Genomic DNA, 17393 nt, shown 5'->3' with positions numbered 1-17393 from the left:
GCGAAGCCACCCTCACCACCAGCGACAACAGCGCGGCCAACTTCATCCTCGACAGTTATGGCGGCCCGGCCGCGCTCACGCGTTTTGCGCGCGAGCTGGGCGACGACACCACGCGCCTGGACCGCCGCGAGACCGAGCTCAACACCGGCACCGCCGCCGCCCAGCTCGACACCACCACACCGCGCGCCATGGCGCTCACCCTGCAGAAACTGCTGCTCGGCGCCGCCCTCTCACCCGCCTCGCGCCAGCAGCTGCAGCGCTGGCTGGTGGCCAACACCACCGGCGACAAACGCCTGCGCGCCGGCCTGCCCACCGGCTGGCGGGTGGGTGAGAAAACCGGCACCAACCAGACCGACGCCAACGACATCGGCATGGCCTGGCCCGCCAACGGCCGCACTCCACTCATCATCACCGCCTACCTCGCGGAGAGCACGGCCACCAGCGCGGTGAAAGAAGCCACGCTGGCGGGTGTGGCCCGGCTCGCGGCCAGTCTGGTGGCCTGAGCCAACTTCCGTTCAACCTGAGCCCACTCCCGTTCGGGCTGAGCCTGTCGGAGCCCTCACCCACACGCATGAACGCCAACACCCCCGCCCTCACCCTCGCGCTCTGGCAGTGCCCGTACGCGGGGAACACCGCCGAGGCGCTGTCACGGCTCGACACCACCGCTGCGCAGGCCCGCGCGCAAGGTGCCGAACTGCTGGTGTGTCCCGAGATGTCGCTCACCGGCTACCAGATCGGCGCGGCTTCCGTGGCCGCGCTGGCCGAACCCGCCGACGGCGCGCTGGCGCAAGCGGTGGCCACCATCGCACAGCGCCACCGCATCGCCATCGTCTACGGCTACCCCGAGCACAACGCGCAGGGCAAACCGTACAACGCCGTGCAGTTCATCGGCGCCGATGGCGAGCACCTCGCCAACTACCGCAAGACCCACCTGTTCGGCGACATCGACCGCGGGCAATTCAGCCCCGGCCCACAAGCGCCTGCGGTGTTCGAGTGGAACGGCTGGCGCCTGGGCCTGCTGGTCTGCTACGACATCGAGTTCCCCGAACCCGCGCGCGGCCTGGCCCTGCAGGACGCCGACGCGATCCTGGTGCCCACGGCCAACATGGTCGATTTCGACGAGGTGCAGCGTGTGCTGCTCCCGGCGCGTGCGCTGGAGAACCGCGTGTTCGTGGCCTACGCCAATGCCTGCGGGCGCGAAGGCGACACCACCTACGGTGGGCTGAGCATGGTGTGCACGCCGATGGGTGAGGTCGAGGCACCGGCAGGGCGTGAAGCGGAATTGCTGCTGGTCACGATCAACCCGGCGGCCTTGGAGCACGCCCGTCGCTCGGCCCAGTGGCTGGACCGCCGAACCGATTTGTACGCGCCAGGGAGCGACTGACTGCCCGGTCAGCGGAGCATGTCGGAAATCTCTTTGGCCGACTCGGCGGAGCGCCGGGACAGGCTGCGGACCTCAGCGGCAACCACCGAAAAGCCCCGGCCATGCTCACCCGCCCGCGCCGCCTCGATGGCGGCATTGAGCGAGAGCAGGTTCGTCTGCATGGCCAGCCCGTTGATCCGGTCGACAGCGGTCTGGATCTGTTCCAGCGTTTCCTTGCTTGCGGTGACGTCGGTGGCGTAGAGCACGAGCTTGCGTAGGCTGCCATCCATGTCGAGCGTCGGGTTGAAGCGGGCGTTCAACCACAGGCGGCGACCCTGGCTGGAGCTCAGCGCGGTTTCTTGCATCAACGTGCCCTCTTGCAGCAGGCGCTTGCGCGATTCACCGGCAAGCACTTTGGAAGCAAGGCTCTCCAGCTGCTGGCGCACCTCGTCGAGGTCTGTGGCGCCCAGCAGCGACATGAGCATGGGACTGGCGTCGAGCAGGCGGCCACGTTCGTCCCAGTCGGCCGTGACCGATGACGCCCGGATGGCCGAGAGCCGCGTTGCATCTTCCTGTGCCCGCATCTTCGTGGCTGTGATGTTGGCGTTGACGGAGACGTAGCGTTGCACTTTTCCCTGGGCGTCGCGGATCGGATTGACGGCCAGCGACACCCAGTGCGGGGTTCCATCCTTGTTGTAGTTGAGGATTTCCTCGTAGAAAGGTTTTCCCGCGGCGAGCATGTCGCGAATGCGGGCGACGGTGGCAGGGTCGGTGCCGCGGCCCTGCAAGACGCTGCCCGGCTTCTTGCGCATGATCTCCTGAGGCATGTAGCCGGTCAGGCGGCTGAAGCCGGGGTTGACGTACTCCGTCAGCCCCTGCGCATCACAGATGAGAACCGCGTTGTCGGTCTCGTCCGCCACCAGCGACAGCAACTCCATGGCCTGGCGCTGAGCCACCATGGCCGAAATGTCGGTGGCGTACTTCACCACCTTGTAGGGGCGACCGGCAATGTCGCGAATTGGGGTGTAGCTGGCCTGAATCCACACCGCATCACCGTTCTTGCGGCGCCGGCGGAATTCGCCCGAATGGTGCTGTCCCGCTCCCAGCACGGCCCAGAACTTTGCGTACTCGGGTCCTTTGAGGTCTTCCGGGTGCATGAAGATGCTGTGGTGCTTTCCGACGACCTCGTGCTCGCCGTAGCCCAGAGCGTCGAGGAACAGGGAGTTCGCTTCGAGGATGGTCCCGTCCAGGTCGAACTCGATGACCGCCTGCGACCGGTTGATGGCCTGAAGCTGGCTCTCCCGGTCGGCATCGCGCTGCTTGCGCTGCGTGGTGTCCTGCGCCAGCTTGACCACGCGCTCGACGCGACCGGTCGCTGAGCGGACCGGCGCGTAGATGGCCTGCATCCACACCACACGACCGTCTTTGGTGATGCGCTTGAACTCGGCGTTCTGCGACTGGCCGTCGGCCAAAGCCTGCCAGAAACGACGGTAGTCCTCGCTTTCACGCTCGGCCGGCTCGACAAAGATCCGGTGGTGTTGTCCACGGATTTCGTCGAGGCGGTAGCCCATGAAGTCGAGGAACGTCGCATTGGCATCCAGAATCACGCCGTCGGGCGTGAACTGGATCGACGGCTGGGCACCCAGAAGGGCGTTGAGCATCCGGTTGCTGCGGGTGGGCAGGGTCCAGGACATGAAGTACTCCTGAGGTGTTGATGACCGCCAAGTGCCTGCAGCCTGGACCTCAGGGATCGATTGGAAACCGAAGGAATCGATCCATACCAGTCCCGGAGTCAGGCCTTTGCTCTTAATGCGCTATCGGCACAAACGTTTGTGAACTGGAGAGCTCTGTCTGAAAGATCGGCGATCCACGGTTCAAATCGCCCCGTGCTGAGCAAGCGCCAGCGCAAGGTGCCGGGATCGGGCCAGGTGAAGCGCCCGAAGGCCGCGTGACGGGGCTCTCGCAGCCTCAGCTCTTCCAGAAGTCCGGCCGCGCGTATTCGTGCTTGAGAAAGTCGATCCACAGGCGCACACGCAGCGCCAGGTGTTTGCGTTGCGGGAACAGTGCAAAGATGCCGTTGGGCGGCGCAGCGAAGTCGTCGAGCACGCTCACCAGCCGACCCTGCGCGATGTCGGCTTCCACCTCCCAGGTGCTGCGCCAGGCGATGCCGTAACCGCCCAGGCACCACTCGTGCAACACCTGGCCGTCGGTGCAGTCCAGCGGGCCGCCGGGCCGCAGGTGGGTGATGGTGGTCTCGCCGGTGTCGCCCGGCACGGCAAAGGCCCAGCCGCGGGTTTGGGAGGCGTCGCTGGACAGCGTGAGGCAGTCGAAGCGCACCAGATCGGCCGGGGTCTGCGGGCGACCGTGGTGCTGCAAGTAGCGCGGGGTGGCCACGCACAGGCGGCGGTTTTCGGCCAGGCGCACACTCACCAATGAAGAGTCGGGCAGGTCGCCCACGCGCACCGCGCAGTCGTAGCCCTCGCCCGCCACGTCGACCACGCGGTCACTCAGGTTGAGCGAGATCGTCACCTCGGGGTGCAGCTCGCGAAAGTGGGGCACCAGCGGCGCCACATGGCGGCGGCCAAAGCCGGCCGGCGCGGTGATGCGCAGGTGCCCGCTGGCTTTCACACCACCGGCGCTCACGCTGGCTTCGGCGTTGGCCAGATCGGTGAGCAGGCGGTGGCAGTCTTCGAGGAAGGCACTGCCTTCGTGGGTGAGGGTGATGCGCCGAGTGGTGCGCACCATCAGCTTCACGCCGAGGCGGGCCTCCAGCGCATCGAGCCGGCGGCCGATGATGGCCGGGGCCACGCCCTCGGCTTTGGCGGCGGCGGTCAGGCTGCCGCGCGTGGCGACCGCCGTGAAAGTTTCGAGTTGTTTGAGTTTGTCCACCGGGGCAGATTACCCCACGCCTCGTTATGAATCAATGGAAAAACCGCTTGAATTAATGACTTCTCAGGCGGCTTTCGCCACCGTCTGGCTCAGGCGGGCGGCCTCTTCGGTCGAGTAGCCGAGTTCGGCCAGCAGCTCGGCGCTGTGCTCGCCCAGCCGCGGCGGGCCGAGGCGCACGCCCAGGCGCTCGCCGTCGAGCGCCAGCGGCAGCAGCACGGTCTGCGCGGTCTGGCCGGCCCGCTCACCGTCGGTGAGGGTGATGGGTGCCAGTCCGCCGGTGGCCAGCAGGTGCGGGTCGTCCAGCAACTCGTGGGGCTGGGTGATGGGCGCAAACGGCAGGCCGTGGCGCTCGAACACCGCCGCCAGCCCGGCCGCGCGATGCTCAGCGAGGCGTTCCCGCAACTGCGGGATGAGCCACCCGCGAGCACGCACACGGCCATTGTTGGTGCGCAAGCGCTCGTCGGCCTGAAGGTCGGTCAGGGCCATGGCGTCGCAGAAGATGGCCCACTGCGTGTCGCTCACCACGGCCAGAAAGATCTGCTCGCCATCCTTCACGCGGAACACGTCGTAAATGCCCCAGGGCGAAATGCGCTCGGGCATGGGCGCGGCGGGTTGGCCGGTCACCGCGAACTGCATCATGTGTTGCGCCACCAGAAAGATGTTGTTCTCGAACAGCGCGCTCTGCACCTCGCTGCCCACGCCGGTTTGTTCTCGCGCACGCAGCGCGGCCATGACGCCGATGGCACCGAACAACCCGCCCATGATGTCGTTGACCGACGAGCCCGCTCGCAGCGGGTCGCCCGGGCGCCCGGTCATGTAGGCCAGGCCACCCATCATCTGCACCACTTCGTCCAGCGCGGTGCGGTGGTCGTAAGGCCCGGGCAGAAAACCTTTGTGGCTCACGTGGATGAGCCGCGGGTTCAGTGTCTGGAGGCTGGGGTAGTCCAGGCCCAGCTTCTTCATGGTCTCGGGCTTGAAGTTCTCGCTCACCACGTCGGCGGTGGCGATCAGCTTGAGCACGGCTTCCTTGCCTTCGGGCGATTGCAGATCGAGCACGAGGCTCTTCTTGTTGCGGTTGAACAGCGGGTAGAAGCCCGCGCCGGCACCGAGCAGGCGGCGTGTGTTGTCGCCCGAGGGTGGCTCCACCTTGATGACCTCGGCCCCCAGATCGGCGAGCACCATGCCGCAGGTGGGGCCCATGACCATGTGGGTGAATTCAACGACGCGCAGGCCTTCAAAGGGGAGGTGGGTCATGGTGTTGCGTGGGCGAAGCGGCCCGTGGATGGGCCGATCTGAAGGGTGTGAAACCGCCACCTGCATTTTGTCAGCCTGCTCGCCCGCTCCATGCACGAGCGCCACCCGGCAACTTTTTCACACCTTGGGGGTATTTACAGACATCCATTCCACATTGATACGACACTTAGGTATTCATTTTTAAGAATGCTCGCCAGAATGCGCGGTGTTTCGAACAGATCACCCAAAAGTATTCAGGCGAGGAAAAATGAAACCCCGACAGGTTGTTGGGCCATGCCCCGGCTTGGCCATGGTGACGGTGCTCATGGGCACCTTGTTGACCTGGCCCGCCGCAGGCCAGACCGCTCGCGACACGGCGCAGAGTGCCGCCGAACAGCGCCGCGCCGAGGAACGTGACACGCGGCTGCGCGAGCAGGCCCTCCCCGAACGCGAAACCCGACAAGACGCACCCGTGACCCAGCCCGCACCGCGGCTGCCACCGAACGAAGCACCCTGCTTTGTGATCGAGCAGATCGAGCTGCGCGGTGACACAGCCAGCCGGTTCGGCTGGGTACTGGACGCACTCACGACCCCCGACGGGCTGGACGCACCGCTGCGCCGCTGCCTGGGTGCAGCGGGCATTGGCGTGCTGACCCAGCGCGCCCAGCACGCGGTGGTCTCGCGTGGCTTCGTCACCACCCGGGTGATGGTGGAGCCGCAAGACCTCAAGCAAGGCCGTCTGCTGCTCACCGTGGTGCCCGGGCGCATCCGTCAGCTGCGTTTTGCGAAACCCGCACCGGGGCAACCATCCGTCCGCCTGGCCCTGCCCGCCCAGCCAGGCGACCTGCTCAACCTGCGCGACATCGAGCAGGCGCTGGAGAACTTCAAACGCGTGCCCGGCGTGGAAGTCGACATCGAGATCGTGCCGGCCAACGAACCCGGCCTGAGCGATCTGGTGATCAACTGGACGCCGGGCCGCCCGGTGCGGCTGCAGCTCGGCGTGGACGACGGCGGCTCGCGCAGCACGGGGCGCTACCAGAGCAGCGCCACGCTGAGCCTGGACAACCCGCTCAACCTCAACGATCTGTTTTACCTGGGTCTGCAAGGCGGCCTGGGCGGCGGCGACCCCGGCGCTCGGAGCACCAGCGGCGGCTCGTGGCACTACTCGCTACCTTGGGGACGCGCGCTGTTGTCCATCGACGTCAGCCAGCACCGCTACCTGCAAACCGTGACAGGCGCCGCGCAGGACTACGCCTACCGCGGCCGCACCGGCTCGCAAGAAGCCACGCTCTCGTACCTGCTGCACCGCAATGCCACCGGCAAAACCACGCTGCACGCCAAGGCGTTTGCGCGGCAGTCGCGCAACTTCATCGACGACACCGAAGTGGAGGTGCAGCGCCGCCGCGTGGGTGGCTGGCAACTGGGTGTGGGCCACCGCGCCTACGTCGGCCCGGGTGCGCTCGATCTGAACTTGAGTTACCGGCGCGGCACCGGCGCCTTCGGCTCGCTGCGTGCACCCGAGGAAACCTTTGGCGAAGGCACCTCGCGCTTTGCCATCGTGCAGGCCAGTGCTCAGTGGCAATGGCCTTTCAAGCTCGGCGCGCAGCCTTGGCAAGCCAACAGCCACTGGCGGGCCCAGGTCCACCGCACACCGCTGGCGCCGCAAGAGCGCTTTGCCATCGGCGGCCGACACACCGTGCGCGGATTTGATGGCGAGTCCAGCTTGAGCGCGGACAGCGGCTGGTTCTGGCGCAACGAACTCGCCACCCCGCTGGGCGACAGCGGCGCGTCGGCGTTCGTGGCGCTGGATCACGGCCAGGTGCGCGGGCCGAGCGCGCAGCGGCTCGTCGGCACGCGACTGACCGGCGCTGTCGTCGGCCTGCGCGGCACCGCGGGCGGACTGCAGGGCGAATTGTTCGCCGGCTGGCCGCTGCACAAGCTCGCTGGATTCCGCACCGCCAACGCCACCTTGGGCTTCTGGCTCGCCAGCAGTTTCTGATTCCACCCACCCACAACAACGTCCAGGGAGTTCCCGATGAACCGCCACCACCACCGCCTTGTTTTCAGCGCTGCGCGCGGCCAGCCGATGGCTGTGAGCGAGGCAGCTTCTTCGCACAACGGCTCGTCCGCCACGGGGGATGGCCCGGCCGGCGCCACCGGCTCTCATCGCATGCGCAGCCTGCTGCTGGCCGCTGGCTGCGCGCTGTTGTGGCCCGCCCAAGCCCAGATCGCCGCCGACCCGGCGGCCCCCGGTTCGCAGCGCCCCACCGTGCTCAACGCAGCCAATGGCGTGCCGCTGGTCAACATCACCACACCGAGTGCCGCAGGCGTCTCGCGCAACACCTACCGCCAGTTCGACGTGGGCTCGCAGGGCGTCATCCTCAACAACAGCCGCTCCGATGCCCCCACCCAGCTCGGCGGCTGGGTCCAGGGCAACCCCTGGCTGGCCGCCGGTGGCGCACGCGTCATCCTGAACGAGGTGAACTCGAGTCAACCCAGCCAGTTGAACGGCTTCGTGGAGGTGGGTGGTCAGCGCGCCGAGGTGATCATCGCGAATCCGGCGGGCATCAGCGTCAACGGCGGCGGCTTCATCAACGCCAGCCGCGCCACGCTCACCACCGGCACCCCGGTGGTGAACGCCGGTGCGCTGGAGGGCTTTCGGGTGCAGGGTGGGCTCGTGCGCGTCGAGGGTCTGGGGCTGGATGTCTCCACAACCGACCATGCCGCCATCCTGGCCCGCGCAGTGGCGGTCAACGCCGGTCTCTGGGCCAGGGACCTCGCGGTGGTGACCGGTGCCAACGATGTGTCGGTGGATACCAGCCGCGTCACCGCACGAGCCGCCTCGGGTGCGGCCCCGGCCTTCGCGCTGGACGTGGCGGCGCTGGGCGGCATGTACGCGGGCAAGATCCGCCTGGTGGGCACGGAAGCCGGGCTGGGCGTGAACCAGGCCGGACTGATCGACGCCCAGGGCCCGCTCACGCTGGATGTGAACGGCTGGCTGGGCCAGTCTGCCGGCGCACGCCTGTACGGCGATGCGGTGAGCATCAACGCGCAGGGCGTGCGCAACAAAGACGGCGCCGTCATCGCTGCACGCCATTCGCTGTCCATCGTTGCAGGTGAGGTCCACAACACCGAAGGCGCCCTGCTGCTGAGCGCGGGCGAGATGACGCTGAATGCCAGCGAGCGCATCGAGAACCGCTCGGCCAGCATCGAGGCGCTGGGCAGCTTGAGCGTCACCACGCCGGTGCTGGTGAATGCCAACGACCACATCACCCACACGGTGGTGAGCGACGCCACCACGCATCACACCGTGTACCACACACCCGCAGGCGCACTGGACAGCGCCGATGTGGCGTGGAGCACGACCAAGCCCTACCTCTTTTTCACCAACGAGTACGACCTCTTCCAGCGCGAGTGGCTGCTGCCCAAAACCAGCGCTTACGCCGATCCGGCCTTCAAGACCTATTACCTTGGTGCCCTGCCTTTCGTGGAGGGTCACGCACAGGCCGTGAGTGACGGGGAGTACAGCTCCAGCGTTTGGGTGGGGGACGCCTTTGCCTACAGCCGCAGCTCGCCCGTCTGGGCGCACTTCGGCATGACCGCACCCACCTGGGATGCGCCAGGACAGATGCCCCGCACCATCACGGACCCAGAGACCGGTTGGACCCAAACGCCCGATCCGCAGGCCGTGACCGCGTGGCAGACCCAGGCCGCACCTTGGGTGGAGCTCAGCACGCGCGTGGCCCAGTTCAAGACACATGTGGAAGGCGAGTTTCTGCGTTTTGATGCGTACAGCAACTACGCGCAGACCACGCAGCGCGCGGTGATGACGCACAGCCAGCCCGCGCGTCTGGTCAGTGGCGGCGCCATGCAGCTGCTCGTTGGCCAAAGCCTGCTCAACCAGGACAGCGAAATCGTGGCCGGTGGCGCACTCGGCATCACCGGTGTCAGCGTGACCAACCAGGCCACGCAGGTGAGCGCCCCCACCAGCCGCAGCGGCACGTTCAGCAGCTGGGGGGTGACGGGGCGCGATTGCGATCTGTTTGGATGCGACCCCGAGTACGGCTGGATCCACACACCCTACAGCGAGACCATCGCCGACACGGTGCACCTGCCGGCGTTGCGCTTTGACAGCAGCACCACCGTGGCGCCCAGCACCGCACTGACCCAGGCCATCACCGCCCTCTCGACCCTGAACCCCGACCCGGACACTGGCCCGGTCTTCGAGACCGACCCGCGCTTCACCGACGAGCGCCTATGGCTCAGTTCGGACCACCTGTTGCGCGCACTGGCGGTGGACCCGGTCACCGTTCAAAAGCAGGTGGGCGATGGCTTCATCGAGCAGCGCATCGTGCGCGAGCAGGTGGGCCAACTCACCGGCCAGCGCTTTCTGGGCGATTTCACGAACGACGAAGCGCAATACCTCGCCCTCATGAACGCCGGCGCCACTTTTGCCCAGGCCCACCAACTGCGCCCCGGCATCGCGCTGTCGGCCGAGCAGGTGGCCGCGCTCACCAGCGACATCGTCTGGCTGGAAGCCCAGACCATCACCCTGCCCGACGGCAGCACGACGCAGGCACTCGTGCCGCGCGTGTACCTGCTGCCGCGCGCGGGCCATCTGGCTGCCGACGGTGCGCTCATCGCGGGCCGCGATGTGCAACTGAACCTCAGCGGCAACGTGTTGAACTCAGGAACCATCGCCGGGCGCGAGCTGGTGCACATCAACGCCGGGAACGTGGTGAACACCGGCCTCATCACCGGCCAAAGCGCCTTGGTCAGCGCCCGCGAGGACGTGAACAACATCGGCGGTACCCTCAGCGCCACGGATGCCCTGGCCGTTCAGGCCGGACGCGACCTGAACGTGAAGACCACCACCGCGCAGGGTTCAGGTGCGGCCAGCGTGGGCCGCTACATCAGCGAGCAAGTGAGCCGCGTGGCCGGTCTGTATGTGTCCAACGAGGCCGGCGTGCTGCTGGCCAGCGCCGGGCGCGACGTGAACCTGACGGCAGCGGTGCTGCAGGCTGACCATGTGCAGGTGCAGGCCGGGCGCGATCTGAACCTGACCAGCGTCAACAAGGCCAGCCGCCTGGACGCCACGCGCGATGCGCGCAACTTCGCGCGGGTGCAGCAAAGCGCAGACGTCGGCACGCAGATCCAGGGTGCATCCGTTGCGCTGCAGGCCGGGCAAGACATCACCGCGCGCGCGGCCAGCGTGCAGGCTGAAGGTGCACTGGCGGTGCAAGCCGGGCGCGATGTGAACCTGAGCGCTGGCGAGGCGAGCTATCAGATCGACCACGGCATGTTCGCCAAGAGCAGCGGCCTGCTCAGCTCCTCCAGCACCGAGACCCGCACGCACAACAGCCGAACCGATGCCGTGGGCACGGCGCTGGGCGGAGCGAGCGTGATGATCCAGAGCGGGCAGGACATCCACCTCCAAGGCTCCAGCGCTGTGGCGGATGACGGCATCACCATCAGCGCCGCGCGCGATGTGAACATCACCGCTGCGCAGACCCGCTCGGGCCACAGCCGCTTTGAAGAAACGAAGGACAGCGGCGTTTTCTCCGACGGCGGTATGGGCGTGACCATCGGCAAGCGCATGCAAAGCAGTGAGCAGCAAACGCAGGGCACAGGCGCTGCAGCGTCCACGGTGGGGGCCATCGGCGGCGATGCGAACATCACGGCCGGGCGACGGTACTCGCAGGTCGGCTCCGATGTGCTGGCGCCGGGGGGCGATGTTTCCATCGCCGCACAGAGCGTGCAGATCACCGAGGCGCGTGAAACCAGCAGCACAGCCACCGAACAGAAGTTCAAGCAAAGCGGCGTGACGGTCGCCATCGGCAGTCCGGTGCTCAGCGCCATGCAGACCATCGTCTCGCAGTTTGAGATTGCTGGCGAAACCCAAGACACCCGCATGAAAGCGCTCGCGGCAGCCAACAGCGCATTGGCCGCCCAGAACGCTCTGGACGCCATCCAGGCAGGTCAGGGCACCACCATTGATGGCAAAGCCAACCAGGTGGTGTCCACCAACCTGGACGGCAGCAAAACCACGCGTGACGCCACCGCGGCCGACAAAGCAGGTGGCATCAACGTGTCTATCAGCATCGGCTCCAACAAGAGCCAGAGCAACACCTTCCAGACCAGCGATACCGCGCGCGGTAGCACGGTGGTGGGCAACGGCACTGTGAGCATCACCGCCCGCGGTGCAGGCAAAGACAGCGACATCGTCGTTCGCGGCAGCGAGGTGCGCGCAGGAGGCAATGCCAGCCTGACAGCAGACGGCGATATCGATCTGCTCGCTGCGCGGAATACCGCCGCGCTGTCGGGCAACACCAAGTCCAGCTCGGGCAGCTTCGGCATGAGCTACGGTACCAGCGGCGTGGGCGTCACTGCCAGCGCCAGTGCGGGACGCGGCAAGGAAGCCGGTGACGACCTCACCCACACCAACACGCACATCAACGCGGGGAACACGGTGGTGGTTCGAAGCGGTGGCGACACCACGCTTCAAGGCGGTATGGTTCGAGCCGAGACGATCCAGGCCAATGTGGGCGGCAACTTGCTGATCGAAAGCCTGCAGGACACCAGCACCTACGCAAGCCAGCAAAAAAACGCCAGCGCCAGCGTGACCATCGGCGCGGGCGCCGGTGGCTCCTTGAGCGCCAGCAAGAGCCGCGCGAACAGCGATTTCAAGAGCGTTGCCGAGCAGTCGGGCTTGAAGGCTGGAGACGGTGGCTTTGTGGTGACTGTGGAGAAGAACACCGCGTTGATCGGTGGAGCCCTCACCAGCTATCAGACGGCCGTTGAAGGCGGCAGAAACAGCCTGAGCACCGGCACGTTGAGCCGCCGCGATCTGCAAAACAGCTCGCAATCCAGTGCAGAAAGCAGCGGCGTCAACCTCTCCAGCGACATGGCCAGCCAAGGCAAGTACGGCGTGGCCAAGGCCGTGATCGGCAACGCGCTCAACAACGCCGGCGAGTCAGGCAGCTCCAGCGGGCAAACGCTGGCCACGGTGAGTGGCGCTCGGGTCACGGTGACCAACGAAACCGCGCAGAAAGCCCTGACGGGGCAAACGGCTGAAGAAGCCGCTGCCAGCCTGAACCGGAACGCTCAAGGCGCTCACACAGCCGCGCAGAAGCTGGATGCGCAGGGCATGCAGCAGCGCGTGGAAGCCGAGAGAGCCATCAAGCAGGAAACCATCAAGGCCGTGACCGCCTTGACAGATGAGGCCTACCGCTCGCGCATGCAGCAGGTGCCCAAACTGATCAAGGTGGAATGCCCGGCAGGGCAGGACTGCGTCACGAATCCGAAGCTGTTGGTTCGGTCGGAGATGACGCGCGAGGAGATTGCGAAGGCTGAGCCGGGTTCGATCCTTGCGGTCAACGGCATCCTCAATGACGAGAGACGGGCTGGCGAACTGGCGTTTCAGAATACCGAGCCGGTATTGAATCTGGAGACCAAGAAGCGGGAAAAGGTCAACACCATCTACCTGATGCACATCGCGCCAGCCAACAACACAGTTTCAGAACTGCTGGGGGTCGCCTACGAGAAGATCACGGCCAGCGCGGATTACGGCCTGGCCAACTTCCTTGGCTACACCAGCGCACAAACCTTGTACGCGGATCTGTTGAGGAGCCGGGGCCAGGAAGCAACAACCTCTCTGGGCCACAGCCGTGGCACGCTGGTGCAAGAAGCCGCATCCACCATCCTTGCCAATCAAAAGGATGAGGCGGGCAACTCGTACACCAATCCCAACCTGGTGGTACGCGGCGTGGGAGGTGCGGCGGACGCTGAGGTGTATTCAGACAAGGCAGCAACGATCCTTGGGCCCCGCGGCGACAAGAGCCAGATCACCTTCAATTACTTCAGCAATGACCCCGTGGCCACGTCAAATTTCTCCGGGGGCAATCCCGGCGTGTGGACCGTCAACGATCTCTGGCAAGTCTTCAAGACCACCAACAGCATGCACAGTTGCTACGGTACAGGCGCAGCAGGGTGTACGCAGGTGGAGATTCCGATGCCGGGTGGTCCGCAGGGTACGCCTGAGGGAAACGCCAAATTGATTCGCTACGAAGGAGGTGTGCGGGTCGACAAGAAAAACTCTCAAAACGAACGGAGGAATGTCCCATGAAAGTCATTTCATTGACGCTCGCTGCATCGGTAATGCTGTCGGGGTGCGGCCTAAAGGAAGCGATACGAAAGAACGATGACCGCTACGCTAAGCCCGGCGCAATGGATCCGGTCATCGCTGAACTCTTTTACAGGGTGTATCAGTTCAAGCTGCTCGACCGCTATCGCATCACCCATGACTGGGTCAACACATCTGGTTGCCAGTACCGTGCGAGTATGAGGCCCGGCTCCACTCCGACCGAGCTGACCTTTTTTTATATTGGTCATGACATTGTCGAGAAAGATAGCAAGACCTGGTTGAGATATCCGGATGGCCTTTTTGACTTTGACCCCTGGGTGCGCAGCGTCAAATGGGTCTCACGAGAAAAGGGCAAAGAGGGCGAGGAACTTGAGGTCGGGTTCAAACCACTGTGCTTTGAATCCTGGTGGACCAGCAGTCATTACCTCCGACTGCGAATCCAAAAACGCAGCTTCGCGGAATTCGAAGGTGTGTTCAGCGAACGCTTCCCCGAAGGCAAATGGCGCAGCGAGTCGCTCAACGGCTTGAGCTGGCGAGTGCAGCAAGTGCCATCGAATCTGCTTCGCATCAGGCGCCCCAATGGTCTTGGCGGTCCCTACCAAGCCTGGCTTACAACCCTCGGCGATTCCGGCTACGTCTTGTCTATCGAGATGGGTGCCAGCAAAGAGTCTCTGGACCATCCGAAAGCCCATGCCGACATCGAAGCTGTTTTCAAGCATCTGGTGAGCTCGCTCAAGGTCGAACGATTGGCACCTTGACGTCGTGGCGTAGCGGCTAAGTGGTGCATCGAGCGCTGCCTCTGATGCGGCGCGAGCCCCAACCCGGTCCACATCAACACGGGGTCATGGCAGGACACCAGCAACAACGCCAGCCCGCCAAAGGCCTCCAGCTGCAGCGCCAGCGTAGCCGCTGCGCCAAAGCAATTTTCGGAAGGAGATCCGCACCATATCGAATGCCTTCAAGTTTCAAACCCAGCGCCGCCTAAACGATCCCCCGCAGGGATTTCGCCTCCGCGGCAGATACCCACCGTGGCCATGCCACCACTGTTCTGTTCTTCCCATGAAAGCACCCCGTCTCAGAAAATCTATCCTCGCACTCACCGCGCTCTCGGTGCTCGCAGGCTGCGCCACCCCGCCCGCCAACACACCGCCCGGCGCACTCAAGGTGGTGTATTCGCAGCACTACCCCGATGGCAGTTACCTCAAGGAACAGCCCACCGAAGTCCGCCTGGTCACGCGCGAGGCAACGACCAAAAATGTCGCAACTCAGGTTGGCCTCAACCTGCTTCTGCTGAGCGTGGGGGCGCTGTCCTTCCAAGGCTTCAGCAAAGACGGCTTGAAGGGTCGAGCCGTGGACGGGCCCACCGATCGAGCCCATCTGCGCAACCCCATCCCCACCGATTTCGTGACCCAGCTTCAGGCACGCGTGGACACGGCCATTCGGGACAACGACCACTGGAAGGCTCAGACCTACACGTATCCGCTGGTGGTCGGCGGCGGATATGCGCGGCTGGTTTACGAGAACCTGGCGGGCACCGACGAGGCCACATACCGCCTCAAGACCGACCTCGTGGTCTACCGAAAAAGGGGAGACGGCGCCTCGATCAAGTCCTTGATGGCTCCACGAACCGTCTCGTGCGCCGACCAGTCTGCACAAGCCTGGCCGCAATCCCGCTGGGCAGAGGGCAACTACCTTACGGTGAAACAGGAAATGGACGCTCTGCTCGCGGCCTGCGAGACCAAAGTGGTGGCAGCCCTGGACGAGTTGCTTCGCGATTGATCAATCAAAACAGGAACACCCATGCAAACCAATCCAAAGATCCAGCAGGCCGCGGAGTTTCTTGAAACCGCCGTGAGGAACCATGTGATGGACGAAAAGGGAATCGCTGCCCCAACATGTCTGGCCTGTGCGGGCTGGATGGCGGGCACCCAGTTGTACCGCATTGAAATTGACCCGACGCTGGCCGTGAAACCGGGCACGGTGGTGCTGAGCGAACCTGTGAACCAGCGGCTGCCCGGACTGATGAACATGGTGGCTGCCATGGCAACGCAGGGCGAGGCCGCACCACCGGACATTGACAACGCCGACACCACCGGCGCGCAACCCATCTACCGCTTGTCTCTGGCCCAGACCCAGGAAGGGCTGGACCCGGTGTACCTGAGCTACGCCAAGCGCGCCTCGCTCGCGCCTGAGGAGTTGCTACACGCGGCCACCGGCGCCCTGGGGATCCTGGCTGCCAAGTCGCGGCCGGTGCTCGGGCTGACCCTGGCCAGGTACATCGCGCACTACTGCATGCTCGAGGCAGCCAAGACTGCGGGGCGCAGGCCGCAAATGAGTGACTTCTCTGGGTCCCACCTGCGGCCTTTGGCTTCGCTCCTGCCTCCACGGTCCTTGCTGCAGCGGCTCTCGGGTTGGTTCGATAACTCGGCCATCCAGAATTACCTGTATAGAAGTCACAAATAGACCACAAAAAACCCGACAAATCAGCGCGCAAGTGTGGAATACAGTGCAGGGATGCAAAAACCCCGCGCAGTCCTGTTTGACGCCTACGGCACGCTCTTTGACGTGTACAGCGTGGGGCTGCTTGCCGAGCAGCTGTTTCACGGGCAGGGCGCGCGGCTGGCCACGCTGTGGCGGGACAAGCAGATCGAATACACGCGGCTGGTGACCACCAGCGACCACGGGGCGCACTACCGGCCGTTCTGGGCGCTCACGCAAAGCGCGCTGGCCTATGCCATCAAGACGATTGCACCCGAGGCGCGCAGCGACTGGCCCGCCTTTGAAGAGCGCGCCGCGCGGCTCATGAACCAGTACCGCCACCTCTCCGCCTTTCCGGAAAACCGCGCCGTGTTGCAGGCGCTGCGCGAGCGCGGTGTGGCCACCGGCATCCTGAGCAATGGCGACCCCGACATGCTGGGCATTGCGGTGCGCAGCGCCGGGCTGGAAGGCCTGCTCGACCATGTGATCAGCGTCGATGCCATCCGCAAGTACAAGACCCACCCCGAGGCCTACGCGCTCGGCGAACAGGCCACCGGCCTGCCGCGCGGACAGATCGTGTTCGTGAGCAGCAACGCCTGGGACGCACTGGCCGCCACCTGGTACGGCTACCGCACGCTTTGGGTCAACCGGCAAAATCACCCGTTTGAAGAACTCGGCACCCAGCCCCACCGCACCGGCAGCCAGCTCAGCGATGTGCTCGCCTTTTTTGATTGATTTCTTTTTTTTCTGAACCCCCAGCCATGACCCAACGCACCCAGATCCACGGCCTCCAAGTCGCCACCGTTCTCGCCGACTTCATCAACCAGAAAGTGCTGCCCGGCACCGGCGTGACCGAGTCCGCCTTCTGGGCGGGCTTTGACGCCATCGTGAGCGACCTCGCGCCCAAGAACGCTGTGCTGCTCGCCGAGCGCGACCGCCTGCAGACCGAGCTGGACACCTGGCACGCCGCTCACCCCGGCCCCATCGCCGACATGGCGGCGTACCGCGCGTTCCTCGAAGGCAATGGCTACCTCGTGCCCCAGCCCAAGAAGGTGAAAGCGACCACGAAAAACGTGGACGACGAACTGGCGGTGCAGGCCGGCCCGCAGCTGGTGGTGCCGATCCTGAATGCACGCTATGCGCTCAACGCCGCCAACGCGCGCTGGGGCTCGCTGTACGACGCGCTCTACGGCACCGACGTGATTTCGGAAGACAAGGGCTGCGAGAAAGTCGGCAAGAAGGGCGGCTACAACCCCAAGCGCGGCGCCAAGGTCATTGAATACGCGC

The 17393-nt window shown here is 65.3% G+C and carries 11 protein-coding genes and 1 pseudogene; 9 read left to right on the top strand and 3 right to left on the bottom strand.

Annotated features, from left to right (window positions below):
• A partial coding sequence (locus Q1W68_RS02440; RefSeq protein WP_300653335.1) for a serine hydrolase occupies nucleotides 1–503 on the top strand: 503 nt, incomplete at its 5' end.
• A 68-nt stretch (nucleotides 504–571) separates the two neighbouring features.
• Nucleotides 572–1384, top strand: coding sequence for a carbon-nitrogen hydrolase family protein (locus Q1W68_RS02435; RefSeq protein ID WP_300653332.1), 813 nt, complete (start codon nucleotides 572–574; stop codon nucleotides 1382–1384).
• A gap of 8 nt (nucleotides 1385–1392) precedes the next feature.
• Here Q1W68_RS02435 and Q1W68_RS02430 read toward each other — a convergent pair whose 3' ends face one another.
• The 3 genes from Q1W68_RS02430 to Q1W68_RS02420 form a co-directional block, all read right to left on the bottom strand.
• Nucleotides 1393–3057: a PAS domain S-box protein gene (locus tag Q1W68_RS02430; protein ID WP_300653329.1), complete on the bottom strand. Its 1665-nt coding sequence runs from the start codon at nucleotides 3055–3057 to the stop codon at nucleotides 1393–1395.
• Between the two features lie 274 nt (nucleotides 3058–3331).
• Nucleotides 3332–4252 (bottom strand): LysR family transcriptional regulator, encoded by a 921-nt coding sequence (locus tag Q1W68_RS02425; RefSeq protein WP_300653327.1) that lies wholly within the window; start codon nucleotides 4250–4252, stop codon nucleotides 3332–3334.
• A 63-nt stretch (nucleotides 4253–4315) separates the two neighbouring features.
• Nucleotides 4316–5506, bottom strand: coding sequence for a CaiB/BaiF CoA-transferase family protein (locus Q1W68_RS02420; protein WP_300653325.1), 1191 nt, complete (start codon nucleotides 5504–5506; stop codon nucleotides 4316–4318).
• 304 nt (nucleotides 5507–5810) lie between these two features.
• Between Q1W68_RS02420 and Q1W68_RS02415 the strand changes: the two genes are divergently transcribed.
• From Q1W68_RS02415 to Q1W68_RS02385, 7 genes and pseudogenes are all read left to right on the top strand, one after another.
• A complete protein-coding gene (locus tag Q1W68_RS02415; RefSeq protein WP_300715517.1) occupies nucleotides 5811–7484 on the top strand; it encodes a ShlB/FhaC/HecB family hemolysin secretion/activation protein in 1674 nt (557 codons plus the stop codon).
• A gap of 36 nt (nucleotides 7485–7520) precedes the next feature.
• Nucleotides 7521–13610 (top strand): hemagglutinin repeat-containing protein, encoded by a 6090-nt coding sequence (locus tag Q1W68_RS02410; RefSeq protein WP_300715516.1) that lies wholly within the window; start codon nucleotides 7521–7523, stop codon nucleotides 13608–13610.
• The gene (locus tag Q1W68_RS02405; protein ID WP_300715515.1) at nucleotides 13607–14386 is read left to right on the top strand and encodes a hypothetical protein; all 780 of its coding nucleotides are present in this window, start codon (nucleotides 13607–13609) and stop codon (nucleotides 14384–14386) included. The genes Q1W68_RS02410 and Q1W68_RS02405 overlap by 4 nt, the downstream gene beginning before the upstream one ends.
• 301 nt (nucleotides 14387–14687) lie before the next feature.
• A complete protein-coding gene (locus Q1W68_RS02400) occupies nucleotides 14688–15407 on the top strand; it encodes a hypothetical protein (protein WP_300658509.1) in 720 nt (239 codons plus the stop codon).
• A 21-nt stretch (nucleotides 15408–15428) separates the two neighbouring features.
• Complete coding sequence (locus Q1W68_RS02395; protein ID WP_300658511.1) at nucleotides 15429–16091, top strand: hypothetical protein; 663 nt, start codon at nucleotides 15429–15431, stop codon at nucleotides 16089–16091.
• Between the two features lie 51 nt (nucleotides 16092–16142).
• Nucleotides 16143–16841: a haloacid dehalogenase type II gene (locus tag Q1W68_RS02390; RefSeq protein ID WP_300658513.1), complete on the top strand. Its 699-nt coding sequence runs from the start codon at nucleotides 16143–16145 to the stop codon at nucleotides 16839–16841.
• 26 nt (nucleotides 16842–16867) lie between these two features.
• A pseudogene (locus tag Q1W68_RS02385) lies at nucleotides 16868–17393 on the top strand (malate synthase G); the annotation flags it as partial.

Source organism: Hydrogenophaga sp. (assembly GCF_030158645.1).
Taxonomy (GTDB): Bacteria; Pseudomonadota; Gammaproteobacteria; order Burkholderiales; family Burkholderiaceae_C; genus Hydrogenophaga.
This window is presented reverse-complemented; position numbering and strand designations above follow the sequence as displayed.

Coding starts and splice junctions, on each gene's coding strand:
- Q1W68_RS02435 (WP_300653332.1), top strand. CDS start 572: ATGAACGCCAACACCCCCGCCCTCACCCTCGCGCTCTGGCAGTGCCCG.
- Q1W68_RS02430 (WP_300653329.1), bottom strand. CDS start 3,057: ATGTCCTGGACCCTGCCCACCCGCAGCAACCGGATGCTCAACGCCCTT.
- Q1W68_RS02420 (WP_300653325.1), bottom strand. CDS start 5,506: ATGACCCACCTCCCCTTTGAAGGCCTGCGCGTCGTTGAATTCACCCAC.
- Q1W68_RS02415 (WP_300715517.1), top strand. CDS start 5,811: ATGGGCACCTTGTTGACCTGGCCCGCCGCAGGCCAGACCGCTCGCGAC.
- Q1W68_RS02410 (WP_300715516.1), top strand. CDS start 7,521: ATGAACCGCCACCACCACCGCCTTGTTTTCAGCGCTGCGCGCGGCCAG.
- Q1W68_RS02405 (WP_300715515.1), top strand. CDS start 13,607: ATGAAAGTCATTTCATTGACGCTCGCTGCATCGGTAATGCTGTCGGGG.
- Q1W68_RS02400 (WP_300658509.1), top strand. CDS start 14,688: ATGAAAGCACCCCGTCTCAGAAAATCTATCCTCGCACTCACCGCGCTC.
- Q1W68_RS02395 (WP_300658511.1), top strand. CDS start 15,429: ATGCAAACCAATCCAAAGATCCAGCAGGCCGCGGAGTTTCTTGAAACC.
- Q1W68_RS02390 (WP_300658513.1), top strand. CDS start 16,143: ATGCAAAAACCCCGCGCAGTCCTGTTTGACGCCTACGGCACGCTCTTT.